The sequence below is a fragment of the Streptomyces spinosisporus genome (assembly GCF_022698145.1).
Classification (GTDB): Bacteria; Actinomycetota; Actinomycetes; order Streptomycetales; family Streptomycetaceae; genus Streptomyces; species Streptomyces spinosisporus.
Genome location: NZ_JALDAX010000023.1, coordinates 20,838 through 46,287 on the forward strand (window position 1 = coordinate 20,838; position 25,450 = coordinate 46,287).

Here is a 25,450-nt window from a genome sequence, read left to right on the forward strand (position 1 = left end):
CGATCACACCGGTGGACCACCCCCGCATGCGGGACCGTCCGCTCGGGTGGCCCACGCACGGGCCCGCGCGGGCTGCTCCCGGGCGGCTCCCGGACTGCTCCCGGACTACTTTTCGGGACGGCGCTCGGGACGGCGTTCGGGATGGCGCCGCAGCAGATAGGTGTCCATGATCCACCCCTTGCGCTCGCGCGCCTCGGCCCGCAGCCGCTCGATCCGCGGCCCGGCCTCACCGATCGGCCCGGAGACGAGGATCTCGTCCGGAGTGCCGATGTAGGCACCCCAGTAGATGTCGATGTTCTCCTCGGCGTACTGCCGGAACGTCTGGTGCGCGTCCAGCATCACCACGACATCGTCGACCCCCTCGGGAAGGCCCTCGGACAGCCGCCGCCCGGTGGTGATCTGCACGGGCCGGGCGACCCGATTGAGCCCCGTACGATGCCGCGCGACGAGCGCCGAGACGCTGCTGATGCCCGGCACGACGTCGTACTCGAATTCGACTCCGCCCCGCTCCCGCACCTCTTCGAGAATCCCGAGCGTGCTGTCGTACAACGCCGGATCCCCCCACACCAGGAACGCGCCGCTCTCGTCCTCGCCGAGCTCCTCGGCGATCAGCCGCTCGTAGATGTCGGCGCGGGCGCTGCGCCAGTCACCGACCGCGGGGGAGTAGGCCGCGCCGCCCGCGCGGCGGTCCCGCTCCGGGTCGCGTGCCTCGACCACTCGGTACGACGCCGGGTCCGGTATGTGCGCATCGAGCATGTCCCGGCGGAGCCGCGTGAGGTCGTCCTTCACCTCGCCCTTGTCGAGGATGAAGAACACGTCCGTGCTCCGCAGCGCCTTGACCGCCTGCAGGGTGAGCTGGTCGGGGTCGCCCGCGCCGATACCGATGACATGAATCTTTCGCACACGCCGAGTCTGCCGTACGCCACTGACAGTGCAGGGCTAGGGGGTCCGCAGGCGGGGAGCCCGTGCCCCGGCGTCGACCGGCGCACCCCCGTTCTCCACCTCGCCCGCCAGCGCACGCGCCCACCCGGCCAGGCCCGCCAGATCCATCCCGTACGGCCGCGGCTGCCCCGATTCCACCGCCCAATCCTGTACGGCCCCGGCGCCCCGCCGCAGCAGCCGGGCGCCGCCCGTGACATTGCCCCGGGCGGCATGCGTGAGCCCCACGGCGAGCTGCGCCAGACCCCGCCACAGGGACCGCTCCTGCTCCGGCCCCGACTTCCAGGCGTCCTCGAACACCTCGTGCGCATGGAAGGGCTTGCCCGCGTCCAGCAGCTCCTGCGCCTCGGCTACGGTCCGGTCCGGTGTACGGACGACGCCCTCGGGCTGCCGGTCCACCCCGTCCGCGCCGTACGGCAACGGCCGCCCGAGCCCGTCCCGCGGCCGGGCATTCCGCGCCCGCCCCTCACCGTCCCGGTCCCGCGGGACCACCGACCGTCCCGAGTCCTCTGAGGATGTCCCTGCCATACACCGATTGTCGCGCGCCCCCGCCGACCGCTTCGAGGGCGGGCCCCGGCGTGGGGTAAAGTACTCACGGCGCGATCACGTGGTCCACCACGCGAAGCGCACCGGGACGTGGCGCAGCTTGGTAGCGCACTTGACTGGGGGTCAAGGGGTCGCAGGTTCAAATCCTGTCGTCCCGACCAGCTTCATGGCAGGTCGGAGGCCGTTCTCTCGTTTGCGGGAGGGCGGCTTTTTCGCGTTTCTGGAGGGCCGGTGGTCGTGGGCCGGGTCGGGGGCCGGGGCGCAGAAGGGCGGCGCGGCAAGGGAGCCGAGCCGGTGAGGGTTTCCGGGAGCCGTGGGGCCGGTGTGGCTGACCCGGCGGCGCTGTCGTCGGAACCCAGCCTGGACGATGAGCCTGGTGCCCGCTGACATGGTCACGGGCTCGGGACGCCGACGCTATCGTGGACGGACGGCGCGGTGGAGAGGAAACTGCCATGACCTCGGCGTACGACTACAGGGAACTGCACGAGCTCATCGATCGCCTGGAGCCCGAGCAGGCAGAGGAGCTGCGTCGTCACGCTCTGCGTCTGGTGAAGCCCGCGCCGAGTCGGTTCCGGATTCTGCGAAGCTTCGACGGCCCGGCGACCGATCTAGGTGCCCGTGCGAAGGACGTCGCGCGGGAGGAGATCGGCGAGGACGATGCTGATCGTTGACACCGGACCGCTTGTCGCCTTCCTCAATCGCAACGATCCAGATCACGAGCGGTGCGCCGAGCTACTGGAAATCGTAGGACGGCGATGGTGCAGGTGTTTCCCGATGCCCGGGACATGGCCCGGATCGCTGAGCTGATGCACCGCTACCGTGGCTTTCCGCTGGGCGTGGCTGATGCTTCAGTAGTCGCTGTGGCGGAGCGGCTGAAGCTGACGGATGTTGCGACACTGGACCATCGGCACTTTCGTGCGCTCGTGCCCGAGCACGTCCCTGCGTTCACACTGCTTCCCTAAGGGCTCCGCTCAGGCTTCCTCGGCCCGCCGCCGGGGGCGTTCCCGAAGACTTTGCCGATCGAGGCGGTGGGAGGGGCCTGCCCGTCCGGGGTCATGGAGGGCGGCCCCGCACCTGGTGAGGCCGGTGTGGCGGATGACGTGGTCGCCGCACCCGACCTCCATGATCACCGCGCACGCGCGTCGGGTCAGTATCGCAGCGCCCTCGCGACCTCCGCCTGCACCGTGCCGGACAGGGTGCGGTTGCTGCGGGCCGTGCCCGTGCCGGGCTTGCCTGCCGGGACGTCGGAGACGGTGACCACGGCCGTGTCGAGGAGATTGCCCCCGGAGTCCTTGAAGTTGATCTGGATGGTGAAGGACTTGGTGGACGACGTCGCGTTCTCGGCGGTCACGTCCACGGTCGTGCGCCCGCCGTCCGTCGTCGGCCGGCCGAGCCGCACCGCGTCCTTGGCGTCGACACCGCCCTTGATCTCGTCCAGCTTCCGGTTCGCCTCCGCGCTCGCCGAGGAGAGCGCGTCCGCGCCGCGCGAGGCGAGGGAGGAGGCGGCCGAGGCGGCCTTGCTCACGGAGGAGGCGGGGGTGTCGTCGTCCGAGCAGCCGGCCAGTCCGGCGCCGACGACTGCCGTCAGTACCGCACACGCCGTCCAGCGCATCGCGTTGCGTGCGATCATGCCGCCGCCTCCCTCACACTCGCCCTCGCGGCCCAGTGAAGTACGAATGCTCCGCATCTGCATGCCGAAGTCGAGCCGAAAGCCGCACCGGCCCGTCTCCACTTCGGCCTGGCTCCACATCGGCCCGGCCCCGCAGCGGCCCGTCTCCACTTCGGCCCCTCGCTCCAGCCCCGCCCCAACCCAACCCATCCCGCTCCGCGGCATCATGACCCCATGCATCTCACTCCGGTGGAAGCCACCCTCATCGGCGCCACCGTGGGTGCCCTGGCCTCGTTCGGCGGTACCTGGTTCATCCAGCGGGCCACGCTGGCGCGCGAGCGCGAGAACCGGATCTGGGAGCGGCGGGCCACGGTCTACGAAGAGGCGCTCACCTCCGTCAACCGGGGTGAACGCTTCCGCGCGGGGGTGCTGGCGACGGGCGATCTGCCCCGGGTGCCCGAACAGCGCGGGCGCGAGGTGGAGGCCGACCTGGTGCTGGCGCGGCTGAGGATCTACGGCTCGCCCCGGGTGGTGGACGCGCATGTGCGCACCGTCGCGGCGATGACGCGATGGATCACGCACTTCGCCGCCTGGAAGGAGCAGGCCGCCCACGGCACCACACCCGTCCGGGCCCAGACCGACCCTCTCTGGGCGGCCGTCCTGCAGGAGGCGGAGCGCGCAAGCGGCGTGGAGCAGCAGTTCGTGAGCATCGTGCAGGCCGAGATCCAGGCCGAGGAGGCCGTACGCCCGCTCCGGTCGCGCGTGCCGTGGCGGCGGCGCCGTTCGTGACGGTGCGGGGCGGCCGGGGTGGTAGGGGCGGCAGGGGTGGCCGCCCACGATCTCGATTCGTACCAACTGCCGCGCTATCCTTGACGATTCAGGATCGTGGCCACGGCGATCCTGCTGGCGATCGGGGGATCACTGGTGACGTCGGCCGAATACACGGTGGAGCTGTCCCGCAACGACAGGATCCTCGGTGGCGGATTCCGTATGACGCGGCATTTCGTCCTCACCGCCGACCATCACCTCGGGACCGAGATCCGTGAGCACGGCTCGGTGGATCTGCAGCTGCCGCAGGGGCTCAGGGTCGCCGGCACCGTCGAACAGCGGTGCCCGGACGCGGACTTGGCCCTGATCAGGCTCTACAGCGACGACCTGCCCGCGCCGGAGATCTATTTCGACCAGGCCAGAAGAGGCGAGCCCTGGCGCACCTCCCGCCCCACCTCCTACGGCGGCATGCTGCACGGCACCGTGCTCAGGGCCTCGTTCCACCACGCGGACCCCGGCCGTTCGGCCGTAGAGATCCTGGTGCTCGACTGCGCCGGTGCCGACGACGAGGAGCAGCAGGCCAACCGCGCCGCCTACACCGGACGCGCGGGCATGCCGATCGAACGCGCGGGAGCGGCCCGCTTCCCCGTCGTCCTCGGCGTCGCGATCCGGCTGCACGGCACCGGCAACAGCGACTCCAACGGCACCGCGCACACCGCGAACGGCCGGCCGGAGCTGGTCGCCGCGACGGTCAAGGAGGCGCTGCGGCGCTTACGTTGTCTGCGTCTGACCGAGGTGGTCGAGTCCCTGTGGCCCACGATCTCGGGCACGGACGCGGCATCGCAGCCCGGAGCGACGGTGGAACCCGCCCCGCCCATGGAGCTGTTCAGGATCGACGAGGTGCCGCAGGAGAACGTGGTGCCGTACCGTGTGAAGTACGCCAGCGAAGTCCAGACCCGCCTGAGCGAGTTCGGCTGGATCACCCCCGTCACCATCACCAGCGCTCTGACGCGTGCGAACGACGAGACGGAGGGCCAGTCGTGAGTACGGATCTCGATGCGGCCGTCGATCTGGCCGAGGATCTGCTGCTGGGCGGCACACACCCGGCCGAGGAGTCGCACCGGTCGGCGTTCGAACGGTACGCGGCGGCCCTGGAGGCGACGTCCCTGGAGTCGGCCGCCCTCCCACCGGAGTCGGCGCAGCGGCTCGTCCACCTGTCCAAGCTGCTCCTGGCGTTACGGCTCGAAGAGCTGTCCCTGCGTCTGGTACGCCTGGCCGTACGGCAGTTGGAGCTCACCGAGGCAGGCCCCTACGCCTTTGGGGCCGAGGTCTGGAGCGACGCGGCAGCACTCCTCGCCGAGCACGAGCAGCTGGACCAGGCGCGTGCGGCTTTGATCACCGGCCTCGGTAAGGCGCGCAGGGGAGCGGAGGGCGGGGGAGCGAAGGGTCTGCTGCCCCGGATCCTCGCCAATCTCGCCGCCGTGAACCTCCGTTCGGGGAACACGGAGGACGCCGACCGGTGGGCGCGGCTGGCCGAGCGGGCGCTCGACGAGCCCGGCCGTCCGCACACGGGTGAGAAGGAGGAGGCCACCGTCCGGCTGCTGGTGCACTGGGTGCGGGCGGCCACCAGGACGACCCCGGCCGGTGCCGAGGACGAGACGGCCATGACCTCCTTCGCCCGGGCCGCACGGCACTTCTCCGAGATCGCGGGCGACGGCCATCGGCTGTCCCTGAGCTCCGCCTTCGACCTGGCGCTGAGGGCGATCAGGGACGCCGACGCGACCGGCCGGCCCGAGCAGGCGGCCCGTGGCCGGGAGGCCCTGGAGATCGTCGGCCTCCATGTGTCCGCCACCTACGGCACCGAGGACCCCCGTGCGCTCGCGGCCCGCGCCGTCCTCGCGAACGCCGAACTCGAAGCGACCGACGCCGAGTCCGACCCCGGCCGCAGCACCGCCCTCGCCGCCCTGGAGCACATCGCCGGCGCCACCTCCGCCGTCCTCGGCGTCGACCACCCGCAGAGCCTCGCGACGCTCGACAGCCGCGCCCGTATACCGGCGGACCTGCCGTCCTCGCTGGAACTGCCGTACCACATCGACCACTTGTATCTCCCGCAGGACGGCGAGGAGCGCAACGCCGCGAAGAAGGAGGCCCTGCGCAAGGAGGGCTCACTGGTCAGGCTCATCGCCCACGGCGGGGCGTCGTATCTGCTGGAGGGCGCCCACCGCTTCCGGCCGGTCATGCTCGAAGCACTGGAACGGCACGTCCACTTCGAGATCATCATCAGCAACCCGTGGAACAGCCTCGGCGTGTTCATCAACAGGGATCTGCACCCCGACGTGGAGGTCACCGCCGACAACATCATCGACCACATCAGGAACAGCCCGTACTACCGCGAGACGTTCGTCGCGGTGACCGAGGCCTACGAGGAGCTGCGGGCGACGTACGGCGAGGCGATCGAGCTGCGCCTGACGCCCATGGACATCCCGGCGACCACCCTGCTGACCTCCGAGGGCGGCTTCTACGAGCCCTATGTCACGACCGACCCGGAGTACCGCACCAACCACGGCATGAAGACGTTCGAAGTCCGCTTCAACCGTGCCACCCGTCTCTACGAGGACAGCCTGGCCGGCTTCGCCACCCAGTGGGAACTCGCCGGCAGCCTTGCGCACTTCCGCCAGTTCGAGGAGCAGTACCAGTCGCGGCTGCGCTTACTGATGACGACCCTCACGCACCCCAAGTCGCCGTAGACACCGCCCGGTTCAGATGCAGCGACCCCGCCCGCACACTGTCCAGCACCGTGACCGAACCGACGAACAGGGCCTCGGGCAGCGCATCGAGCGGGAAGAACCGCCAGCCCGCGCAGCGGTCGGGCTCGCGGACCGTGATCCGTCCCTCGTAGCCGAGGACCTCGACCCCGATCTGCATATGGTGGTTGGCCTCGGGCTGCGGATCGGTGACGCAGGCGACCCTCAACCCGAGCGGCCGGATGCCGACTTCCTCCATGAGTTCCCGCGTGGCCGCCTCGAAGATCGTCTCCCCGATCTCCAGATGCCCGCCGGGAAGTCCCCAGGTGCCCTCGCCGAAGGTGTTCTTGCGCAGCCCCAGCAGGACACCGTCGTCCGACCGCACGACGGCCTGTACCCCGACACGCACCACCGAGCTCATGACGCTCCCTCTGCCGTGGGATCCGGATATGTGCCGGAGAAATTACCGGCGTTCCTCGTGTGATCGATCGCGCCGCGCAGACCCGCCGCCACCATGTCCGGCTCCTGGAAAAGGTGACCGATGCGCCGTTCCTGTCCGTCGTCGATGACGACGGCCTGGCCGTCGGGGTCGATGAACAGATAACTGCCGCTCCGCTTGGAATTCCGGTACACCTCGAGCCGGATCCCGCGATTGGCGGCGGCCTTCTCGCACCGGGCGACCACGTCCTCGAACTGCTGGTCGCCGACGGAGAGCCAGTCCCGGTTGTCGGCGCCGTAGTTGGTCTCGGACATCTGATAGACCTTCCACACATGCGGAAGCCAGGCGTCCTCGATCAGGTCCAGGACGTCGGGCGCTCCGGACAGGTTCAGCCGGGTGACGACCGTGCCGAGTTTCACCTGTACGCGGTCGTGCCGTGTGCGTACTTCCTCAAGGAGCCGCAGGACGCGTGCGCGGTGCGGTGCGACTCCGGTGCGCATGAGCCGGTGCTGTTCAGCGTCGGCGGACTCCAGGGGCAGGGCGATCCAGGAGAGCTGCGGCAGGATCCGCTCCATCGTGCGCAGCGGGGCCAGCCCGTTGGTGGACAGCACCACGCGCGGACCCGGCAGACCCGACGGCAGCGGCCGGCTCAACTCCGCCAGCAGGTCGGCCAGATAGGGCAGCAGCGTCGGTTCCCCACCCGAGACGACCACGCCCCTGACTTCTGCCCGGCGCAGCAGCCCCACAACCCGGAACGCCTCCTCTTCCGTCATGGACGGAACCTCGTGCCGCGGCCCGAAACAGAACGGGCAGCTCAGATTGCATTTGCCGAGCAGCCGAAGATCGACATAGGCCGGCAGCCGCAGCGTGGGGTCGGGCATTGCTCTCCAGATGACGTGCCTGCGAAGGAAGAGAGTAGCGAGGCGAAAGCAACTTGAGTGACGGCTCGGGTAACGAGTCGGCCGACGTCACCCGGCGTGAAGGTGACGGTGCCGGATAAAACGCTTGGACGCCGTGGGTCCGGTCGCGGGACACTCCATAGCTCTGCCTGCCCGTACTGCCACAAAGACACAGGATCGGGATGGGATCACCTGAATCGCGTGAATCTCCGCCGCGCAGGGGCGCCGTGCTCCTCGCGCTTCGTTACTACGGACGGGAGTTGGTCCGGCTTCGGTTGCCGGCGGTGCCCGGGATGTTGTTGCCGGCGCTGGGCAACATCGGACTGGCGTACATCGCGCCGCTGATCGTCGCGAAACTCGTCGGCCGCATCGCCGGGGGCGCCGGCGGCGGCATCCGTACCAACCTCTCCTACGTCCTCGCCTTCGCCGGCGTCCTGCTCCTGTCGGAGGGGCTGTGGCGCGTCGGCCTGCACTGTCTGAACCGTCTCGACGCCCTCGGCATCGAGCATCTGTATGTGATCGGCATGGACGAACTGTTCGCCAAGGACGCGACGTTCTTCCACGACAACTTCGCGGGAGCGCTGACCAAGCGGGTGCTGAGCTTCGCCTCCCGCTTCGAGGAGTTCGCCGACACCCTGACGTTCAACATCCTGGGCAGCCTGGTGCCGCTGGTGTTCGGTTCGGTGGTGCTGTGGCGCTACGAACCGCTGCTCGTCGTCGGCCTGTTGGCGATGATCCTGCTGACGGCACTGTGCGCCGCGCCGCTGATCCGGCGCCGACAGGCGCTGGTCAACCGGCGTGAGGAGGCCCTCGCCCAGGTGTCGGGCCATGTCGCCGACAGCCTGATGAACATGGACACGGTCCGGGCGTTCGCGGCCGAGCGCCGCGAGGCCGCCGAGCACCGGCGCCGCGTCGCCCACTCGCGGCGGCTGATGCTGAAGTCGTGGGACTACGGCAACCTGCGCATCGACACCTTCATCGCGCCGATGTCCGTACTGACCAACGTCCTGGGCCTGCTGCTCGCGGTCGCGCTCGGCGGCGGCGAGCACGGGGTCGAGGCCGTGATCGTCGCCTTCACCTACTACACCAACGCCACGAAGATCATGTTCGAGTTCAACCAGATCTACCGCCGTCTGGAGAGCTCGATGACGGAGGCCGCACAGTTCACCGAACTGCTGCTCGTCAAGCCCACCGTGCTCGACCCGGTCTCGCCCGAGCCGCTGCTGCCCGGACCCGCCGACGTCCGCTTCGAGAAGGTGAACTTCGCCCACGGCGGCGGCGATCCGCTCTTCGAAGGGCTCGACCTGGCCGTGGCCGCCGGGACGAAGATCGGACTCGTCGGCCGGTCCGGCGGCGGCAAGACCACCCTGACCCGGCTGCTGCTGCGGATGACGGACATCGACGGCGGCCGGATCCTGATCGGCGGCCAGGACATCAGCCGGCTGCGCCAGAGCGACCTGCGCGGGCTGATCGCCTATGTCCCGCAGGACCCGGCGATGTTCCACCGCACCCTGCGGGAGAACATCGCCTTCGCCCGGCCGGACGCCACCGACGCCGAGATCCGCCGCGCGGCCGAGGCGGCGCACGTCACGGAGTTCGCCGACGCGCTGCCGAACGGCTTCGACACCATGGTCGGCGAGCGCGGCATCAAGCTGTCCGGCGGCCAGCGCCAGCGGGTCGCGCTGGCCAGGGCGATCCTGCGGGACGCGCCGGTCCTGCTGCTCGACGAGGCGACCAGCGCACTGGACTCCGAGAGCGAGCTCCTCGTCCAGGCCGCGCTGTGGCGGCTCATGGAGGGACGTACGGCGCTGGTGGTGGCGCACCGGCTGAGCACCGTCGCCACCATGGACCGCCTCGTCGTCCTCGACCGCGGCCGGATCGTCGAGCAGGGCACCCACCAGCAACTTCTCGCATCCGACGGCGCCTACGCCAAGCTGTGGCGGCACCAGTCGGGCGGCTTCCTGGCCGAAGGCCCCGACGCGGACGTCGAGGACAACGCCCCGGACGCCGAAGTCCTGGGGTAGCGCTACGCCCGCGTCGCGGCCACGGCGAACTCCAGCATCACCTTCCTGCCCACCATCCCCCGCCCCCAACTGATCCCCCAGTGCGTACGGTCGATGACCGCCCTGCCGGTGAAGCCGACGCGGGAGCCGCCCGGTGCGTCGCTCTCCGCGTCGGTCAGCCGCAGCTCCACCGTGACCGGCCCGGTCACACCGCGGAGCGTGAGATCACCGGTGACCCTGAAGTCGGTCCCGGTGATCCGCTCCACCCCGGTCGAGGCGAAGAGGATCGCCGGGTGCTCGTCCACGGCGAGGAAGTCGCCGCTGCGCAGATGGTCGTCGCGCTTGGTGTTGTGGGTCTGGACGCTGTGGCTCTGGATCACCAGCCGTACGTCGGACCTCGACGGCTCGTCGCCGTCCAGATGCGCGCTGCCCTGGAAGTCGTCGAAGTGCCCGCGCACCTTGGCGAGCAGCATCGCCCGGCCGATAAAACCGATCCGGGTGCGGGTGGGGTCGAGCACGTAGTCGCCGGTCAGCTCGCCGCCGGCGTTGATCGTGGTAGTCATGGCTGATATCTCCCAGTCGTCTCGACGGGTACGACGACACCGCCCCCCGGAATGTGAGGTGCGGGATGCGGCCGGGCGACGGCTCACACTTCACCGCGCTGTCTCGTCGGACAGGTGTGGGCACAGGGGTGCGCACGGGTCCGACCGAGGGAGTTGGAGCACCATGACCAGCCGGTCCGAGCCAGGAGACGGCCCGCCCGACCCGGGCCTGGACGCGGTCATGAGCGAGCGCCGGCAGCTGATCAATCTCGCCTACCGGCTCCTGGGCTCGCTGGCCGACGCCGAGGACGTCGTACAGGAGACGTACGCCCGCTGGTACGCCATGTCGGCGCGGGAACAGCGGGCGATCGTCTCACCCGGCGCCTGGCTGACGAAGGTCGCCGGCCGTATCTGCCTCGATCTGCTCCGCTCGGCGCGGGCCCGGCGCGAGAGCTACGTCGGCGAATGGATTCCGGAGCCGCTGCCCGACCGTGCGGAGTGGATCACCGGATGGTCGGGGGGCGGCGGAGCGGACCCGGCCGACCGGGTCACCCTCGACGAGTCGCTCACCATGGCGTTCCTCGTGGTGCTGGAGTCGATGACCCCGGCCGAGCGCGTCGCGTTCGTCCTGCACGACGTCTTCCGCTACCCCTTCGCCGACGTCGCCGAGATCGTCGGGCGGACCCCCGCGGCCTGCCGCCAGCTGGCCTCGTCGGCCCGGCGCCGTATCCGCGCGGCACAGGCGCCCGAGACTCCCGCGGCGCGGCGCGCCGATGTCGTCAGGGCCTTCAAGGAGGCATGGGAGGCCAAGGACATCGACGCGCTCATCGGCGTCCTGGACCCGGGCGCCACGGCGGTCGGCGACGGAGGCGGTCTGGTCAGCGCCGTGCTGCACCCGGTCGAGGGCGCCGAGCCGATCGCCCGCTACCTGGTCGAACTCCGCGACATGGCACCGGACCTGACCTTCCTGGAACGCCATGTCAACGGACAGCCCGGGCTGGTGGCCGAGCAGGACGGCGTGACCGTGGTGGTGATGGCCTTCGACCTCGCGGGCGACCGGATCAGCCGCATCTGGGCCGTGCGCAACCCGGAGAAGCTCCGGCCCTGGACGACGGACTGACCGGGACGGCACATTCGTCGCAGCGGCGTTCCGGGCGGCCGTGTCACCGGCTCACCAGCAGCTGGAAGTCGAAGGCGTAGCGCGAGGCCCGGTAGATGTGCGAGCCGTACTCCACCGGGCGTCCCGTGTCGTCGTACGCGGTGCGCTGCATGGTCAGCAGCGCGGCGCCCTCCTCCTCGTCGAGGCGCTGCGCCTCCTCGGCGGTGGCGGAGCGGGCGCCGACGGTCTGGCGGGCGCTGTGCAGGGTGATGCCGGCCGCGCGCATCATCCGGTAGAGGCCCGTCGCCTCCAGCCGTGCGGTGTCGAGGTCGAGCAGGGTCGCGGGCAGATAGTTGACCAGGAGGGCGACCGGCTGGCCGTGGGTCAGGCGCAGCCGTTCCAGGACGACCACCTCGCTGCCCTCGGCGATGCCGAGTGCGGCCGCCACGTCGGGCACGGCCGGCCGGCGCTCGTTGCGCACCACCTGGGTGGTGGGACCCTGGCCGGCCGCCTCCAGGTCGTCGTAGAGGCTGGAGAGCTCCAGCGGGCGTTTGACCTGGCTGTGCACCACCTGCGTGCCGACACCGCGGCGGCGCACCAGCAGCCCCTTGTCGACCAGGGACTGGATGGCCTGCCGCACCGTCGGTCTGGACAGGCCGAGGCGGGTGGAGAGATCGATCTCGTTGCCCAGGAGGTTGCCCGGGGCGAGGACGCCGTGCTCGATGGCCGCCTCCAGCTGCTGGGCGAGCTGGTAGTACAGCGGCACCGGGCTGGCCCGGTCCAGGGCGAAGTCCATCGAGTCGACAGCGGCCGTCGCGGTACGTGCGCCGACGCCGGTCCGAGCCATGGGCGTACCTCCCTCCGAAGAACTGATCGCGTGTCAGGAGTGGCTGGGGAACCCCAGGTTGATGCCCGCGTCGGCCGGGTCCGGCCAGCGCGTGGTGATCACCTTGCCCTGGGTGTAGAAGGCGACGCCGTCACTGCCGTAGATGTGCAGATCGCCGAAGAGGGAGTCCTTCCAGCCGCCGAAGGAGTGGTAGCCGACAGGGACCGGGATCGGCACGTTCACGCCGACCATGCCCGCCTTCACCTCCAGTTGGAAGCGGCGGGCGGCGCCGCCGTCCCGGGTGAAGATCGCGGTGCCGTTGCCCCAGCGGGAGTCGTTGATCAGCTTGACGGCCTCGTCGTACGACTCGGCCCGGACGACCGCCAGGACGGGGCCGAAGATCTCGTCCCGGTACGCGTCCGCCGTCAGCGGCACCCGGTCCAGCAGGGATACGCCGAGGAAGAAGCCGGTCTCGTGGCCGTCGACGGTGTGGCCGGTGCCGTCGACGACGACCTCGGCGCCCTGCTCGGCGGCCGAGGAGACGTAGGAGGCGACCTTGTCGCGGTGTTCGCGGGTGATCAGCGGGCCCATCTCGGAGGCCGGGTCGTCGCCGGGGCCGATCCGCAGGTTCTTCGCCCGCTCGGCGATCTTCGCGACCAGCGCGTCGCCGGTGTCGCCGACCGCGACCACCACGGACACGGCCATGCAGCGCTCGCCGGCGGAGCCGTAGGCCGCGTTGACCGCCTGGTCGGCGGCGAGGTCCAGGTCGGCGTCGGGCAGGACGAGCATGTGGTTCTTGGCGCCGCCCAGGGCCTGCACGCGCTTGCCGTGCTCAACCGCCTTGAGCTGGATGTACTTTGCGATCGGTGTGGAGCCGACGAAGGAGACCGCCTCCACGTCCGGGTGCTCCAACAGGTGGTCCACGGCCACCTTGTCGCCCTGCACGACGTTCAGGACGCCGTCGGGCAGACCCGCCTCGGAGGCCAGTTCGGCCAGCCGGAGGGAGGCCGAGGGGTCCTTCTCGCTCGGCTTGAGCACGAAGGTGTTGCCGCACGCGATGGCGAGCGGGAACATCCACATCGGCACCATGGCCGGGAAGTTGAACGGCGTGATGCCGGCGACCACACCGAGCGGCTGCCGGATCGAGGCCACGTCGACCCGGGTGGACACCTGCGTCGACAGCTCGCCCTTGAGCTGCACGCTGATCCCGCACGCCAGCTCGACGATCTCCATGCCGCGCGCGACCTCGCCGAGCGCGTCCGAGTGCACCTTGCCGTGCTCGGCGGTGATCAGCCCGGCGATCTCCTCGCGGTGGACGTCCAGCAGTTCGCGGTACTTGAACAGGATCGCGGTGCGCCTGGCGAGCGAGGAGGCGCCCCAGCTGCCGAACGCGTCCTTCGCCGAGGCGACGGCCGCGTCCACCTCGTCGACGGTCGCGAATCCGACCTGCTTCTCCTGCTCGCCGGTCGCCGGGTCGTAAACGGCGCCGAAGCGGCCGGAGACGGACTCGACGGGCTTGCCGCCGATCCAGTGGGTGAGGGTCTTCATGGTGCAAGGGCCTTTCGCATACGGGGAGTTCAGAGGTGGCGGCGCCGGTCGGCGGAGAGCCGGTCGTACTCCTCGCGGGCCTGTACGGCGGCCTCGCGGGAGGCGGTCTCGGCGACCGGCACGTCCCACCAGGCCTCCGCCGGGGGAGCGGCCGGGCCGGCGGTGCCGGTCTCGACGTAGACACAGGTGGGGCGGTCGGAGGCGCGGGCCGTGGCGAGCGCCTCACGCAGTTCGCGGACCGTCTTGGCGCGCAGCACGTCCATGCCGAGGCTGCCGGCGTTGGCCGCGAGGTCGACGGGCAGCGGGGCGCCGGTGAAGGTGCCGTCGGCCGCGCGGTAGCGGTAGGCGGTGCCGAAGCGCTCGGCGCCGACGGACTCGGACAGGCCGCCGATGGAGGCGTAGCCGTGGTTCTGCAGCAGGACCAGGTTGACGGGCAGGCCCTCCTGGACGGCCGTGACGATCTCGGTCGGCATCATCAGATAGGTGCCGTCGCCGACCAGTGCCCACACCGGGGTGTCGGGCGTGGCCTGCTGCACGCCGATGGCGGCCGGGATCTCGTAGCCCATGCAGGAGTAGCCGTACTCCAGGTGGTACTGGCGCGGGCCGCGTGCCCGCCAGAGCTTGTGCAGGTCGCCCGGGAGCGAACCGGCCGCGTTGATCACCACGTCGTCGTCGCCGACGACCGCGTCCAGCGCGCCCAGCACCTGCGTCTGGGTCGGCACGGCGCTCTCGTCGTCCGCGGCGTAGGCCGCCTCCACGACCCGCTCCCAACGCTCCTTGCCGACGCGGTACTCGGCCTCGTACCGGCTGTCGACGTGATGATCCGCGAGCCCTCCGAGGAGCGCCTGCAGACCGGTGCGCGCGTCGCAGACGAGGGTGCGCGCCGCGAGCTTGTGGGCGTCGAACGCGGCGATGTTGAGGTTGACGAACCGCACGTCCGGGTTCCGGAAGAGGGTGCCCGAGGCGGTGGTGAAGTCGGTGTAGCGGGTGCCGACGCCGATCACCAGGTCGGCGGTGCGCGCGAGGTCGTCGCTGACCGCCGTGCCGGTGTGGCCGATGCCGCCGAGGTCGGCGGGGTGGTCGTGGCGCAGTGAGCCCTTGCCCGCCTGGGTGGAGGCGACCGGGATGCCGGTGGCGTCCACCAGCGCCTTCAGCGCCTCCTCGGCCCGGCTGTGGTGGACTCCGCCGCCCGCCACGATCAGCGGGCGCTCGGCGGCCCGGACCGCCCGCACCGCCTCGGCCAGCTCGAGCGGGTCCGGCGCGGGACGCCGTACGTGCCACACGCGCTCGGCGAAGAACTCCTCGGGCCAGTCGTACGCCTCTGCCTGCACGTCCTGGGGGAGGGCCAGGGTGACCGCGCCTGTCTCGGCCGGGTCGGCGAGGACCCGCATGGCGTTCAGGGCCGACGGGATCAGCGACTCGGGGCGGGTGACGCGGTCGAAGTGGCGGGAGACCGGCCGCAGGGTGTCGTTGACCGACACGTCCGCCTGCGTCGGGTGCTCCAGCTGCTGCAGCAGCGGGTCGGCCGGCCGGGTGGCGAAGTAGTCGCCGGGCAGCAGCAGGACCGGGATGCGGTTGATCGTCGCCAGGGCGGCGCCGGTGACCAGGTTGGTGGCGCCCGGACCGATGGACGTGGTGACCGCCTGCGCGGAGAGGCGGTCGAGCTGGCGGGCGTGGCCGACGGCCGCGTGCACCATGGCCTGTTCGTTGCGGCCCTGGTGGAACGGCATCGTGTCCTCGCCGGCCTCCAGCAGGGCCTGGCCGATCCCGGCGACGTTGCCGTGGCCGAAGATGCCCCAGGTGCCCGCGATCAGCCGGTGGCGCACTCCGTCGCGCTCGGTGTACTGGACCGACAGGAACCGCACCAGGGCCTGGGCGACGGTCAGGCGGCGGGTGGGGGTGCTCATAGGGACGTCTCCGGTGCCGTGTAGAGGGGGAGTCGGGGGTCGACCGGCTGCTCGGGCCAGGTGTCGCGGACCCAGGCGTGGTCCGGGTGGTCGCAGATCAGCCAGGCGCGCTCGGGCTCGGGGCCCGCCATGACGTTGAGGTAGTACATGTGGTGGCCGGGCACCGCCATGGACGGCCCGTGCCAGCCGTCGGGGATCAGGACGACGTCGCCGTCGCGCACCTCGGCCAGGACGTCGGTGCCCCGGCCGTTGCCGGAGGGGGAGACGCGCTGGTAGCCGAGGCCGGGGATGCCGTCGTGGTCGGCGAACTCGAAGTAGTAGATCTCCTCCAGCACCGATTCCTCGCCGGGCCGGTGCTCGTCGTGCTTGTGCGGCGGGAAGGACGACCAGTTGCCGCCCGGGGTGATCACCTCGACCGCGATGAGCTTGTCGCACTCGAAGACGCCCGCCGCACCGAAGTTGTTGACCTGCCGCGAGGAGTTCCCGGTGCCGCGCAGCTCCACCGGCACCGACGAGGCCGGGCCGTAGCGCGCGGGCAGCCTGCGGGTGCAGCGCGCCCCGGTGAGCGCGAACCGTCCGCCGCCGGTGGAGGTGACGGTCGTACGGGAGTCCCTCGGCACATAGGCGAAGTCGCTCACCCCGCTGAACACGCCGGCGCGGCCGGTGAGGTAGAAGGTGTCATGGCCGAAGTCGTCGGCCGTCGACACCGTGCAGCCGCCGCTCAGCGGCAGCACGATCCACTCGCTGTCGCCGGTGTCGAAGCTGTGCGTGCCGCCCGGCGGCAGCTCCAGGACGCGCAGGCCGGAGTAGCCCCAGCCGGCCTTCTGGGGCGAGACGTCGACGACGTAGGGGCCGCCGAGGGCCTTGCCTGCGGGAAGGTGGTACGTCATTGCGTTCCTCCGTGTCACAACACCGGGTCACAACAGGCCGCCTACGGCGTATCGCATGTTTTCGGCCACTTCCTGGCCGGAGAGCGGCCCGTGGGCGGGGGTCCGGGTCGCTCCAATGGCGAAGAAGTCCAGCTCCTCGGTGGGTACCGCCAGGTCAGGCGCCTTAGGCTGCGAGTAGAAGTACGAAGGGAAGTCGTTCGCATCCCAGGTGTAGGCCTCGAAGGGTGGCACTGTCAATAGTTTGTACTTACATTCGGACCTGACGGTGAAATGATGTCTTAACAAAGTATTGACAGCGGGCGCGGCCAGGGGTTTGATCCCGTCCCAGGCCGACAGCCGCGTTTGCGGCGCACGACCCGGGCATGCCAAGATCCCGGGTTCGGATCTTCGTGATCCCCTTCTCCTTTCCCCCGCAACGCACAGTGAGGTGCCAGGAAAGATGGACCGCGTTTCTCATTCCCGCTCCCGCAGACTCGTCCCCGTCGTCGCGGTGGCCGCGGCTGCCGCCCTGACCCTCGCCGGCTGCTCCAGCAGCTCGGGGGGCAAGAAGTCCGAGGAGGGCGGCAACAACGCCTCCGCGGGCAAGGCCACCACGCCCCGGATGACCGTCGCGCTGGTCACGCACCAGTCGCCCGGCGACACCTTCTGGGACATCGTCCGCAAGGGTGCCGAGGCCGCCGCGGCCAAGGACAACATCAAGCTGATCTACTCGGCCGACCCGAACGCCGGAAACCAGTCCAACCTGGTGCAGAACGCGGTCGACCAGAAGGTCGACGGCATCGCGGTCACCCTCGCCAAGCCCGACGCCCTCAAGGGCGCCATCGACAAGGCGAAGTCGGCGAACATACCCGTCGTGGGCCTCAACTCCGGCGTGAGCGACTGGAAGAAGCTCGGCCTGATGGAGTTCTTCGGCCAGGACGAGTCCGTCGCCGGCGAGGCGTTCGGCAAGAAGCTCAACGAGGTCGGCGCCAAGCACGTCGTCTGTGTCGTGCAGGAGCAGGGCAACGTCGGTCTGACGCAGCGCTGCGACGGCCTGGAGAAGACCTTCTCCGGCAAGAGCGAGGTGCTCAACGTCAACGGCACCGACATGCCCTCCGTGAAGTCGACGATCACCGCCAAGCTCAAGCAGGACTCCTCCATCGACTACGTCGCCACGCTCGGCGCGCCCTTCGCGCTGACCGCCGTGCAGTCGGTGGCCGACGCGAACAGCAAGGCGAAGGTCGCCACCTTCGACCTCAACAAGGACCTCACCAGCGCCATCAGCAAGGGCACCATCCAGTTCGCCGTGGACCAGCAGCCGTATCTGCAGGGCTACCTGGCGATCGACTCGCTGTGGCTCTACAAGAACAACGGCAACTACATGGGCGGCGGTGAGCAGCCCGTCCTGACCGGACCGGCCTTCGTCGACAAGAGCAATGTCGAGGCCGTCGCCAAGTTCGCCGCGAAGGGCACCCGGTGACGAGTATGACCCAACACGCTGAGCCGGCGGTGAAGACACCGCCGGCCTCCGGCCCCGGGCAGTCCGACGGCCGCACGGCCCAACGGTCGCTGCTCGTCAAGACGTTGGCCCGCCCCGAGGTGGGCGTCTTCCTCGGTGCCGTCGCCGTGTACGTGTTCTTCCTGATCGCCGCGCCGCCGGTGCGGGAAGCCAGCGCGATGGCGAACATCCTGTACCAGTCGTCCACCCTCGGCATCGTGACCATCCCGGTGGCGCTGCTGATGATCGGCGGCGAGTTCGACCTGTCCGCCGGTGTCGGGGTGATCACCTCGGCGCTGACCGCGAGCATGCTCGCCTACCAGCTGACGCTGAACGTGTGGGTGGGGGTCGTCGCGGCTCTCGTCGTGTCGCTGGCGATCGGCTTCTTCAACGGCTGGATGGTCGTCAGGACCGGACTGCCCAGCTTCCTGGTCACGTTGGGCACCTTCCTGATCCTCCAGGGCGTCAACCTCGCCGTGACCAAGCTGGTCACCGGCAATGTCGCCACCGACGACATCAGCGACATGGACGGCTTCGACCAGGCCAAGAAGGTCTTCGCGTCGTCCTTCGACATCGGCGGCGTCCAGGTCAAGATCACCGTGTTCTGGTGGCTGCTGTTCGCGATCATCGCCACCTGGGTGCTGATGCGCACCAGGTACGGCAACTGGACCTTCGCGGTCGGCGGCAACAAGGACAGCGCGCGGGCCGTCGGTGTGCCGGTGGCGTTCACCAAGATCTCGCTGTTCATGCTGGTCGGCTTCGGCGCCTGGTTCGTGGGCATGCACCAGCTGTTCTCGTTCAACACCGTGCAGTCCGGCGAAGGCGTGGGCCAGGAGCTCATCTACATCTCCGGCGCGGTGATCGGCGGCTGTCTGCTGACCGGTGGCTTCGGCACCGCGATCGGCCCGGTCTTCGGCGCCTTCATGTTCGGCATGGTGCAGCAGGGCATCGTCTACGCCGGCTGGAACCCCGACTGGTTCAAGGCCTTCCTCGGCGTGATGCTGCTCGGCGCCGTCCTGATCAATCTGTGGGTCCAGCGCACCATGACCCGGAGGTGACCCGGTGAAAGAAAAGAACTCCGAAACCCACGGCGAGATCATCCCGGACAGCGGGCCCCAGGGCGAGGACGGCGTGCTCGTCGAGCTGCGCAACGCGGGCAAGTCCTACGGCAACATCCGTGCCCTGCACGGCGTCAGCCTCCAGGTCCGCCCCAACCAGGTCACCTGTGTGCTCGGGGACAACGGCGCCGGCAAGTCCACCCTGATCAAGATCATCTCCGGGCTGCACCAGCACACCGAGGGCGAGTTCCTCGTCGACGGCGCCCCGGTGCGCTTCGCCAGCCCGCGCGACGCGCTCGACAAGGGCATCGCCACCGTCTACCAGGACCTGGCGACCGTGCCCCTGATGCCGGTGTGGCGCAACTTCTTCCTCGGCTCCGAGATGACCAAGGGGCCGTGGCCGGTCCGCCGCCTGGACATCGAGAGGATGAAGAAGACCGCCGACCACGAGCTGCGCGAGATGGGCATCGTCCTCGACGACCTGGAGCAGCCCATCGGCACCCTCTCGGGCGGCCAGCGCCAGTGCGTGGCCATCGCCCGCGCCGTCTACTTCGGCGCCCGGGTCCTCATCCTGGACGAGCCGACGGCCGCGCTCGGCGTCAAGCAGTCCGGTGTGGTGCTCAAGTACATCGCCGCCGCCCGCGACCGCGGCCTCGGCGTCATCTTCATCACCCACAACCCGCACCACGCCTACATGGTCGGCGACCACTTCAGCGTGCTGCGCCTGGGCACCATGGAGCTCTCCGCCTCCCGCGCCCAGGTCAGCCTGGAGGAACTCACCAACCACATGGCGGGCGGCGCCGAACTCGCCGCACTCAAGCACGAGTTGTCCCAGGTCAGCGGCGTCGACGTCGAGGGGCTCCCGGAGAAGGAAGACCTCACCGCACCCCTCGCGGCGGGCGGCCCGGAAGGAAAGGCCTGACATGGCGGGCGCTCGCGGCCGGACCCGGGCCGGCTCGGCGACCGGTTCGCAGGACACGAACCCCTGCGAACCGGACCAGCCGCCGCCCGTCGCGGAGCGCACCGGCAGGTTTCCGGGGTCCTGCGGCGCCTGACCGACCCGGCGTCCGACCACCCGAAGGGGGACCAGCATGGCTTCGCCCGGAACGCTGAAAGTCGCCGTCGTCGGCACCGGCAAGATGGGCGCCGACCACGTCCGCCGTATCCAGGAGGTCATCAGCGGTGCCCGGGTGACCGCGGTCGTGGACGTCGACGCGGAACGCGCGAAGGCCGTGGCGGCCCGCGTGGACGGCTGCACCGCCCACACGGACCCCGCCGAGGCCATGGCGAGCGCCGACGTGGACGCCGTCCTGATCGCCTCCCCGGGGCCCGCGCACGAGGCGGCCCTCCTCGCGGCGTTCGCCCGCGACCTGCCCGTGCTGTGCGAGAAGCCGCTCACCCCGGACGCGGCCTCCGCGCTGCGGGTGCTTCAGGCGGAACTGAGCCTTGGCCGACGCCGAGTCCAGGTCGGCTTCATGCGGCGCTACGACACCGAGTACGTGAAGCTCAAGTCCCTGCTGGACACCGGCCAGTTGGGCCGCCCCCTGCTGCTGCACAACCGGCACCGCAATCTCGCCTCCCCGCCCGGCTGGACGAGCGAGATGCTCATCAACGACTCCGTCGTGCACGAGATGGACGTCACGCGCTGGCTGCTCGGCCAGGAGATCACCGGCATCACGGTGCTGCGCCCCACGCCGTCCGCGAACGCGCCGGACGCCGTGCAGGACCCGCAGTTCGTCCTGTTCGAGACCGACGGCGGCGCGATCGTCGACACCGAGATCTTCGTCAACTGCGGCTTCGGCTACCAGGTCCAGGCCGAGGTGGTCTGCGAACGCGGCACCGCCCGCATCGGCGACGGCCACGCCATGGTCACCACCATGGCCGGGCGCTGGGGCGGCACCGTCGCCCAGGACTTCGTCGAACGCTTCGCCGACGCCTACGACCGCGAGGTCCAGGCCTGGGTCGACGCCACCCGCCGCGGCGAGGTCGGCGGCCCGAGCGTCTGGGACGGCTACGCGGTGGCCGCGGTGTGCGAGGCGGGGGTGCGGTCGCTGCGGGAGGGCGGCCGGGTGGCGGTGGAGCTGGTGGAGCGGCCCGCGCTGTACGCGGTCAGCTGAGCGCCCGCCGGAAGACGACCCGCGTCTCACCGGGGCCGTTGTAGTCCTCCTCCGTGCGGACCTCGAAACCGAGACTGCGGTGGAAGGCCACGGAACCCGTGTTGCCGGTGCTCGTGATGGCCTTCAGCCGGACCGCCCCCTGCCGCCGTGCCGCCTCGGTGAAGGCGGCGTACAGCTCGCGCCCCAGGCCCGTGCCGCGGGCGTCGTCCCGCGTCGCGACCAGATGCACATAACCGGTGCGGTCGGGCGTGACGAAGCCGATCAGATAGCCGAGGACGCCACCGCCCTCACCCTCGTGCCCGCCGTCGTCCGCCGCGCGCGCGACCAGGCACGTCTCGCCGAACTCCTGGACCAGCGCGAGCAGATGGAGGTGGCGCAGATCGCGCTCGCCCCAGTAGCGGGCGTGGTCTGAGAGGACCTGCCGGATGTCGGTGACGGTGGCGGGTGTGATGCGTACGGCCATGGCGCCGATCCTCTCAGAGCCATGGCCGCGGACTGCCTGCGGCTACAGCCCTCCGGCTACAGCCGCATGCGCGGCCGGGGTTCGAACCCGGCCGACCGGTAGCACGCGTCGATCAGCGTCATCGTCGCCAGCGCGTCGTCCGCGCCGAGCGGCAGCGCGGAGCCCTGGCGCACACGCGCCGCGAACGCCTCCAGCTGGTAGGTGTACGACGACGTGGTGCCCAGGTGCTCCGTCCGCTCGCCCTCCGTCGTGCGCACCACGATCCGGTCGTCCAGCTGGGGCAGGACGTAGTTCGGGGCCACCGCCTCACCCAGGCTGCCGACGATCCGGCAGCTCATCTCCAGCTCGTCGTAGGCCATGTGGCAGCGCGCGCTCGCGGTGGCCCCGTTCGGGAACTCCAGATCGGCGTCCAGCCACTCGTCGACCCCGGGCGCGCCCGCACGCTCCCCGCCGCGTGCGGAGACGAGCCGGGGTGCGCCGCCCGCCCAGGGCGCCAGCATCCGCGCCGCGTGCAGGCTGTAGCAGCCGAGGTCCATCACGGCGCCGCCGGCCAGCGGCAGGGACCAGCGCGGGTCGGATTCCGCGGGCGCCGGGATCGCGACCATGGTTTCCACCCGCTGCAGCTCGCCCAGTTCACCGCTCGCGAGGAGTTCGTGCAGCCGGCGGGTCAGCGGGTGGAAGAGGTAGTGGAACCCCTCCATGAACGCCGTGCCGGCCTTCGCCGCCGCCTCGCGGACCTCGGCGGCCTCCTCGGCGTTGCTCGCCGACGGCTTCTCGCTCAGGACGTGCTTGCCGGCCGCGAGGGCGGCGAGGTTCCACGGGCCGTGCAGTCCGTTGGCGAGCGGGTTGTAGACGACCTCGACCTCGGGGTCCGCGAGCAGGTCGGCGTAGGAGTCCACGACCCGCTCCACGCCGTGCCGGGCGGCGAAGGCCTCGGCGCGGGAGCGGTCGCGGGCGGCCACCGCGACCACCCGGTGGCCGCCCGCGCGGGCCGGGTCGATCAGGGCGCGCTCGGTGATCCGTGCGGCGCCGAGGACGCCGATGCGCAGGGGTGCGCCGACCGGTTCGCTCATGACTTCCGTTCCTCCTTGATCCGTTGCTGCGGGTTCAGTGTGCCGTCCGCGGGCGGGAAGTGGCGGCGGACGAGGTCCTGGGCGTGGGCGACGGTGCACTCGACCAGCTCGAAGGCGGGCAGCCCGCCGGCGTAGTACGTGCGGTCGCGGCCCTGCAGCGCGTCCAGCCGGTCCAGGGCGCCGGCTTCGAGGTCGGCACTGCCGAAGTGCGGCATGAACGCCCAGGGTTGGTGCAGATGCACGTCCCGAAGCCGCCCGCCGAGCCGGGCCACGTCCTCGTGCAGCAGCTCCGTGACGTCCCCGGGGCGGCCGTAGGAGTAGAAGGTCCGCACCTCGCTGTCCGGGTAGCGGTGGTGGTACGAGACGCAGTGGCCCCGCGCCTCGCGGTGCGCGGTGTGGCGGTCGAGGAAGTAGAAGGCGTCACCGGGCAGGCCGGGCGCGGTGGCGACGGTGGTGTGGTAGGCGTTGCTGCGGATCCGCCCGGCGAGGTCCCGCTCCTCGGGGGTGGCGTCCAAGGCCGGCAGGATCCGGTCCAAAGTGACAGCGAGCACCAGGTCGTCCGCCTCCAGGAGGCCCGAGTCCGTGTGCACCCGCACCCCCTCCGCCCTCCGTTCGACCGACCGTACGCGTACCGAGCAGCGCACGTCCTTCAGCTCGGCGGCGACCCGGCGCCACAGCGTGGCGAACCCGCCCGTGACGGTGAACGCGCCCGCGTGGCCGAGCAGTTCGGGCCCGCTGGACAGTAACCCGGTCATCTCCGCGTACTTGACGAAGTACAGCGCGGGCACGTCGTCGTCGAGATAGCCGTACCCGGCCGCCGTATAGCCGGTGCCGAACGACTCGGCCATGGCTTCGAGACGGTGTTCGGTGATCCACTCGGCGACGGGTGCGGCGAGCACCCGCGCCGAGTGGGCGAGCCCGGGCTCGGCGATGCGCGGGAACTCCCGCGCGCGCAGGGCGCGGTAGCGTCCGAAGGCCTCGTCCCGCAGGAACGCCATGGTCTGGCGCGAGGCGGTACCGTCTTCGACGTCCAGGACGCGGTAGCGGCTGGTGCGCTCCGTCGTCACGTCCAGCTCCGTCATCAACCGGGCCGTCCGCTCATAGCGGTTGGTGCATATGTGGCCGCCCAGGTCGTGGGCCAGGCCGTCGACGGTCACGCTCTGGCACTTCCCGGCGACCGCGTCCTGCTCCTCCAGGACCGTCACCCGGTGCCCGGCACGCTCCAGTTCACGTGCCGCCGACAGCCCGCTCGGTCCGGCGCCGACGACGATCACACTGCGGGGTCCCGGCCGGGACGTCTCGGCGGTGTTCATTCTCGTCACTCCTTGGTCCGTCGGGGCTTGAGTGGATCTCATGGTGGTACGAGGAGATCCGGTGCTCCCGGCCGTCAGGGGCAACGTGGTGGTTCACACACTCTCGTGCTCCGGGTGCCGGAGGCCGCCCCAGCACCCGGAGCACGAGGGACTGGGGTGCCGCCAGGCCGTGCGGACCTCGGCGATCGTCACCGGCCGGTGCTCCTGCAGCGACAGCGTGCAGGCGTCCGCGATCCAGCCGGCCTCCAAGGCGTCGGCGACCGTGCAGGGAGAGGGGCGCTTCCCGGCGACGACCTCGGTGAACGCGGTGAGTTCGGCGCGGTAGGCCGCCGAGAAGCGGTCCATGAAGAAGTCGTACGGCGTGCCGGCCGGGAAGGTCACGCCGGGCTCGACGGAGCGCAGCGGCAGCCTGTCCTCCAGGCCGACCGCGATGGAGTCCGTGAAACCGTGGAGCTCCATCCGTACGTCGTGCCCCCGGGCGTTGTGGCGGGAGTTGGAGACCACCGCGATCGTGCCGTCGTCGAGGGTGAGGAGCGCGCCGGTGGTGTCGGCGTCGCCCGCCTCCTTGATGTACTCGGCGCCCCGGTTGCCGCCGGTGGCGTACACCTCGACGACCTCGCGACCGGTCACCCAGCGGATGATGTCGAAGTCGTGCACCGAGCAGTCGCGGAAGATGCCGCCGGAGGCGGCGATGTACGCGGCCGGCGGGGGCGCCGGGTCCAGCGTCGTCGACCGCACGGTGTGCAGCTTGCCCAGTTCGCCGCTCTGCACGGCGGCGCGGGCGGCGACGAAGCCTGCGTCGAAGCGGCGGTTGTAGCCGATCTGGATCGGCACGTCGGTGCCCTCGACGGCCTTGAGCACCTGCACGCCCTCGGCCATGGTCTTCGCCACCGGCTTCTCGCAGAAGACGGGGATGCCGGCCTCGACCCCGGCCAGGATCAGCGCGGGGTGGGCGTCGGTCGCGGCGGCGATCACGATGCCGTCCACACCGGCGGCCAGCAGCGCCTCCGGCGAGTCCACGACCTCGCCGCCGAACCGCTCCGCGGCCGACTTGGCGGCGTCCGCGAACGGGTCGGTCAGGACGAGCGACTCGACCGCGTCGAGTCCGGAGAGGGTCTCGGCGTGGAAGGCGCCGATACGGCCGAGGCCGAGGATTCCGATACGCATGAGGGTGTTGCTCCTAGAGAGGG

Annotated in this window: 24 protein-coding genes, 1 tRNA gene and 1 pseudogene; 12 read left to right on the forward strand and 14 right to left on the reverse strand. The window is 70.7% G+C overall.

The features are described 5' to 3' along the window. Positions 1 to 105 precede the first annotated feature (105 nt). Positions 106 to 903, reverse strand: a complete 798-nt coding sequence (gene cobF, locus MQN93_RS38505; protein ID WP_242713134.1) for a precorrin-6A synthase (deacetylating) — start codon at positions 901 to 903, stop codon at positions 106 to 108. A 36-nt stretch (positions 904 to 939) separates the two neighbouring features. Then, positions 940 to 1,467, reverse strand: coding sequence for a DUF309 domain-containing protein (locus MQN93_RS38510; protein ID WP_242713135.1), 528 nt, complete (start codon positions 1,465 to 1,467; stop codon positions 940 to 942). Between the two features lie 102 nt (positions 1,468 to 1,569). Between MQN93_RS38510 and MQN93_RS38515 the strand changes: the two genes are divergently transcribed. From MQN93_RS38515 to MQN93_RS38525, 3 genes are all read left to right on the forward strand, one after another. Next, positions 1,570 to 1,646: transfer RNA gene (locus tag MQN93_RS38515), tRNA-Pro, on the forward strand. A 291-nt stretch (positions 1,647 to 1,937) separates the two neighbouring features. Next, the gene (locus MQN93_RS38520; protein WP_242713136.1) at positions 1,938 to 2,156 is read left to right on the forward strand and encodes a hypothetical protein; all 219 of its coding nucleotides are present in this window, start codon (positions 1,938 to 1,940) and stop codon (positions 2,154 to 2,156) included. Between the two features lie 84 nt (positions 2,157 to 2,240). Continuing rightward, entirely contained in the window at positions 2,241 to 2,447 is a 207-nt protein-coding gene (locus MQN93_RS38525; protein ID WP_016431223.1) for a PIN domain-containing protein, read from the forward strand. A gap of 185 nt (positions 2,448 to 2,632) precedes the next feature. Here the strand turns inward: MQN93_RS38525 and MQN93_RS38530 are convergent, their stop codons facing one another. After that, positions 2,633 to 3,115, reverse strand: coding sequence for a hypothetical protein (locus tag MQN93_RS38530; protein ID WP_242713137.1), 483 nt, complete (start codon positions 3,113 to 3,115; stop codon positions 2,633 to 2,635). Positions 3,116 to 3,328: 213 nt separating this feature from the next. Here MQN93_RS38530 and MQN93_RS38535 point away from each other — a divergent pair, with 213 nt between their 5' ends. The 3 genes from MQN93_RS38535 to MQN93_RS38545 all read left to right on the forward strand — a co-directional run bounded on the left by MQN93_RS38535 (position 3,329) and on the right by MQN93_RS38545 (position 6,609). Beyond that, positions 3,329 to 3,883 (forward strand): hypothetical protein, encoded by a 555-nt coding sequence (locus MQN93_RS38535; RefSeq protein ID WP_037780051.1) that lies wholly within the window; start codon positions 3,329 to 3,331, stop codon positions 3,881 to 3,883. A gap of 96 nt (positions 3,884 to 3,979) precedes the next feature. Then, positions 3,980 to 4,906, forward strand: coding sequence for a hypothetical protein (locus MQN93_RS38540; RefSeq protein WP_242713138.1), 927 nt, complete (start codon positions 3,980 to 3,982; stop codon positions 4,904 to 4,906). Continuing rightward, positions 4,903 to 6,609 (forward strand): hypothetical protein, encoded by a 1,707-nt coding sequence (locus tag MQN93_RS38545; protein WP_242713139.1) that lies wholly within the window; start codon positions 4,903 to 4,905, stop codon positions 6,607 to 6,609. The genes MQN93_RS38540 and MQN93_RS38545 overlap by 4 nt, the downstream gene beginning before the upstream one ends. On the opposite strand, the gene MQN93_RS38550 is transcribed toward MQN93_RS38545, so the two are convergent. Next, positions 6,587 to 7,027: a nucleotide triphosphate diphosphatase NUDT15 gene (locus tag MQN93_RS38550; RefSeq protein ID WP_016431218.1), complete on the reverse strand. Its 441-nt coding sequence runs from the start codon at positions 7,025 to 7,027 to the stop codon at positions 6,587 to 6,589. The genes MQN93_RS38545 and MQN93_RS38550 overlap by 23 nt on opposite strands. After that, entirely contained in the window at positions 7,024 to 7,926 is a 903-nt protein-coding gene (locus tag MQN93_RS38555; RefSeq protein WP_016431217.1) for a radical SAM protein, read from the reverse strand. The genes MQN93_RS38550 and MQN93_RS38555 overlap by 4 nt, the downstream gene beginning before the upstream one ends. 200 nt (positions 7,927 to 8,126) lie before the next feature. Here MQN93_RS38555 and MQN93_RS38560 point away from each other — a divergent pair, with 200 nt between their 5' ends. Beyond that, positions 8,127 to 9,968, forward strand: a complete 1,842-nt coding sequence (locus MQN93_RS38560; protein WP_242713140.1) for an ABC transporter ATP-binding protein — start codon at positions 8,127 to 8,129, stop codon at positions 9,966 to 9,968. A gap of 2 nt (positions 9,969 to 9,970) precedes the next feature. Here the strand turns inward: MQN93_RS38560 and MQN93_RS38565 are convergent, their stop codons facing one another. Beyond that, positions 9,971 to 10,510 carry a YceI family protein gene (locus tag MQN93_RS38565; protein ID WP_242713141.1) on the reverse strand — a complete coding sequence of 180 codons (540 nt, stop codon included), beginning with the start codon at positions 10,508 to 10,510 and terminating at the stop codon, positions 9,971 to 9,973. Between the two features lie 163 nt (positions 10,511 to 10,673). On the opposite strand from MQN93_RS38565, the gene sigJ reads away from it, so the two are divergent. Then, positions 10,674 to 11,609, forward strand: coding sequence for an RNA polymerase sigma factor SigJ (sigJ, locus tag MQN93_RS38570; protein WP_242713142.1), 936 nt, complete (start codon positions 10,674 to 10,676; stop codon positions 11,607 to 11,609). Between the two features lie 43 nt (positions 11,610 to 11,652). Here sigJ and MQN93_RS38575 read toward each other — a convergent pair whose 3' ends face one another. The 4 genes from MQN93_RS38575 to iolB are packed head-to-tail and all read right to left on the reverse strand — an operon-like array spanning position 11,653 to position 16,759. Beyond that, complete coding sequence (locus tag MQN93_RS38575) at positions 11,653 to 12,435, reverse strand: GntR family transcriptional regulator (RefSeq protein ID WP_242713143.1); 783 nt, start codon at positions 12,433 to 12,435, stop codon at positions 11,653 to 11,655. 33 nt (positions 12,436 to 12,468) lie between these two features. Continuing rightward, entirely contained in the window at positions 12,469 to 13,962 is a 1,494-nt protein-coding gene (locus tag MQN93_RS38580; RefSeq protein ID WP_242713144.1) for a CoA-acylating methylmalonate-semialdehyde dehydrogenase, read from the reverse strand. Positions 13,963 to 13,991: 29 nt separating this feature from the next. After that, a complete protein-coding gene (gene iolD, locus MQN93_RS38585; RefSeq protein WP_242713145.1) occupies positions 13,992 to 15,869 on the reverse strand; it encodes a 3D-(3,5/4)-trihydroxycyclohexane-1,2-dione acylhydrolase (decyclizing) in 1,878 nt (625 codons plus the stop codon). Then, positions 15,866 to 16,759: a 5-deoxy-glucuronate isomerase gene (gene iolB / locus MQN93_RS38590; protein WP_242713146.1), complete on the reverse strand. Its 894-nt coding sequence runs from the start codon at positions 16,757 to 16,759 to the stop codon at positions 15,866 to 15,868. Before iolB ends, iolD begins: the two co-directional genes overlap by 4 nt. A 439-nt stretch (positions 16,760 to 17,198) precedes the next feature. On the opposite strand from iolB, the gene MQN93_RS38600 reads away from it, so the two are divergent. The 4 genes from MQN93_RS38600 (at position 17,199) to MQN93_RS38615 (ending at position 21,411) form a co-directional block, all read left to right on the forward strand. After that, entirely contained in the window at positions 17,199 to 18,218 is a 1,020-nt protein-coding gene (locus MQN93_RS38600; RefSeq protein WP_016431208.1) for a sugar ABC transporter substrate-binding protein, read from the forward strand. Positions 18,219 to 18,223: 5 nt separating this feature from the next. Next, the gene (locus MQN93_RS38605) at positions 18,224 to 19,294 is read left to right on the forward strand and encodes an ABC transporter permease (protein WP_242713147.1); all 1,071 of its coding nucleotides are present in this window, start codon (positions 18,224 to 18,226) and stop codon (positions 19,292 to 19,294) included. Between the two features lie 4 nt (positions 19,295 to 19,298). Continuing rightward, positions 19,299 to 20,216, forward strand: a complete 918-nt coding sequence (locus MQN93_RS38610; protein WP_016431206.1) for an ATP-binding cassette domain-containing protein — start codon at positions 19,299 to 19,301, stop codon at positions 20,214 to 20,216. Positions 20,217 to 20,385: 169 nt separating this feature from the next. After that, positions 20,386 to 21,411 carry a Gfo/Idh/MocA family protein gene (locus MQN93_RS38615; RefSeq protein ID WP_242713148.1) on the forward strand — a complete coding sequence of 342 codons (1,026 nt, stop codon included), beginning with the start codon at positions 20,386 to 20,388 and terminating at the stop codon, positions 21,409 to 21,411. Here the strand turns inward: MQN93_RS38615 and MQN93_RS38620 are convergent. The 4 genes and pseudogenes from MQN93_RS38620 to MQN93_RS38635 form a co-directional block, all read right to left on the reverse strand. Beyond that, complete coding sequence (locus tag MQN93_RS38620; RefSeq protein WP_242713149.1) at positions 21,404 to 21,874, reverse strand: GNAT family N-acetyltransferase; 471 nt, start codon at positions 21,872 to 21,874, stop codon at positions 21,404 to 21,406. The two genes, MQN93_RS38615 and MQN93_RS38620, sit on opposite strands and share 8 nt — an antisense overlap. Before the next feature lie 56 nt (positions 21,875 to 21,930). Next, complete coding sequence (locus MQN93_RS38625) at positions 21,931 to 22,947, reverse strand: Gfo/Idh/MocA family protein (protein ID WP_242713150.1); 1,017 nt, start codon at positions 22,945 to 22,947, stop codon at positions 21,931 to 21,933. After that, positions 22,944 to 24,260: a protoporphyrinogen/coproporphyrinogen oxidase gene (locus MQN93_RS38630; protein WP_242713151.1), complete on the reverse strand. Its 1,317-nt coding sequence runs from the start codon at positions 24,258 to 24,260 to the stop codon at positions 22,944 to 22,946. Before MQN93_RS38630 ends, MQN93_RS38625 begins: the two co-directional genes overlap by 4 nt. Positions 24,261 to 24,425: 165 nt before the next feature. Further along, positions 24,426 to 25,427: pseudogene (locus MQN93_RS38635) on the reverse strand (Gfo/Idh/MocA family protein); the annotation flags it as partial. Between the last annotated feature and the right edge of the window lie 23 nt (positions 25,428 to 25,450).

Bases quoted from the DNA above. Each gene is read 5' to 3' on its own strand.
- MQN93_RS38510 (WP_242713135.1), bottom strand. From the start codon at position 1,467: ATGGCAGGGACATCCTCAGAGGACTCGGGACGGTCGGTGGTCCCGCGG.
- MQN93_RS38630 (WP_242713151.1), bottom strand. From the start codon at position 24,260: ATGAACACCGCCGAGACGTCCCGGCCGGGACCCCGCAGTGTGATCGTC.
- MQN93_RS38530 (WP_242713137.1), bottom strand. From the start codon at position 3,115: ATGATCGCACGCAACGCGATGCGCTGGACGGCGTGTGCGGTACTGACG.
- MQN93_RS38580 (WP_242713144.1), bottom strand. From the start codon at position 13,962: ATGAAGACCCTCACCCACTGGATCGGCGGCAAGCCCGTCGAGTCCGTC.
- MQN93_RS38625 (WP_242713150.1), bottom strand. From the start codon at position 22,947: ATGAGCGAACCGGTCGGCGCACCCCTGCGCATCGGCGTCCTCGGCGCC.
- iolB (WP_242713146.1), bottom strand. From the start codon at position 16,759: ATGACGTACCACCTTCCCGCAGGCAAGGCCCTCGGCGGCCCCTACGTC.
- MQN93_RS38560 (WP_242713140.1), top strand. From the start codon at position 8,127: ATGGGATCACCTGAATCGCGTGAATCTCCGCCGCGCAGGGGCGCCGTG.
- MQN93_RS38600 (WP_016431208.1), top strand. From the start codon at position 17,199: ATGGACCGCGTTTCTCATTCCCGCTCCCGCAGACTCGTCCCCGTCGTC.
- MQN93_RS38575 (WP_242713143.1), bottom strand. From the start codon at position 12,435: ATGGCTCGGACCGGCGTCGGCGCACGTACCGCGACGGCCGCTGTCGAC.
- MQN93_RS38620 (WP_242713149.1), bottom strand. From the start codon at position 21,874: ATGGCCGTACGCATCACACCCGCCACCGTCACCGACATCCGGCAGGTC.
- sigJ (WP_242713142.1), top strand. From the start codon at position 10,674: ATGACCAGCCGGTCCGAGCCAGGAGACGGCCCGCCCGACCCGGGCCTG.
- MQN93_RS38605 (WP_242713147.1), top strand. From the start codon at position 18,224: ATGACCCAACACGCTGAGCCGGCGGTGAAGACACCGCCGGCCTCCGGC.
- MQN93_RS38525 (WP_016431223.1), top strand. From the start codon at position 2,241: ATGGTGCAGGTGTTTCCCGATGCCCGGGACATGGCCCGGATCGCTGAG.
- MQN93_RS38565 (WP_242713141.1), bottom strand. From the start codon at position 10,510: ATGACTACCACGATCAACGCCGGCGGCGAGCTGACCGGCGACTACGTG.
- iolD (WP_242713145.1), bottom strand. From the start codon at position 15,869: ATGAGCACCCCCACCCGCCGCCTGACCGTCGCCCAGGCCCTGGTGCGG.
- MQN93_RS38520 (WP_242713136.1), top strand. From the start codon at position 1,938: ATGACCTCGGCGTACGACTACAGGGAACTGCACGAGCTCATCGATCGC.
- MQN93_RS38615 (WP_242713148.1), top strand. From the start codon at position 20,386: ATGGCTTCGCCCGGAACGCTGAAAGTCGCCGTCGTCGGCACCGGCAAG.
- MQN93_RS38535 (WP_037780051.1), top strand. From the start codon at position 3,329: ATGCATCTCACTCCGGTGGAAGCCACCCTCATCGGCGCCACCGTGGGT.
- MQN93_RS38550 (WP_016431218.1), bottom strand. From the start codon at position 7,027: ATGAGCTCGGTGGTGCGTGTCGGGGTACAGGCCGTCGTGCGGTCGGAC.
- MQN93_RS38555 (WP_016431217.1), bottom strand. From the start codon at position 7,926: ATGCCCGACCCCACGCTGCGGCTGCCGGCCTATGTCGATCTTCGGCTG.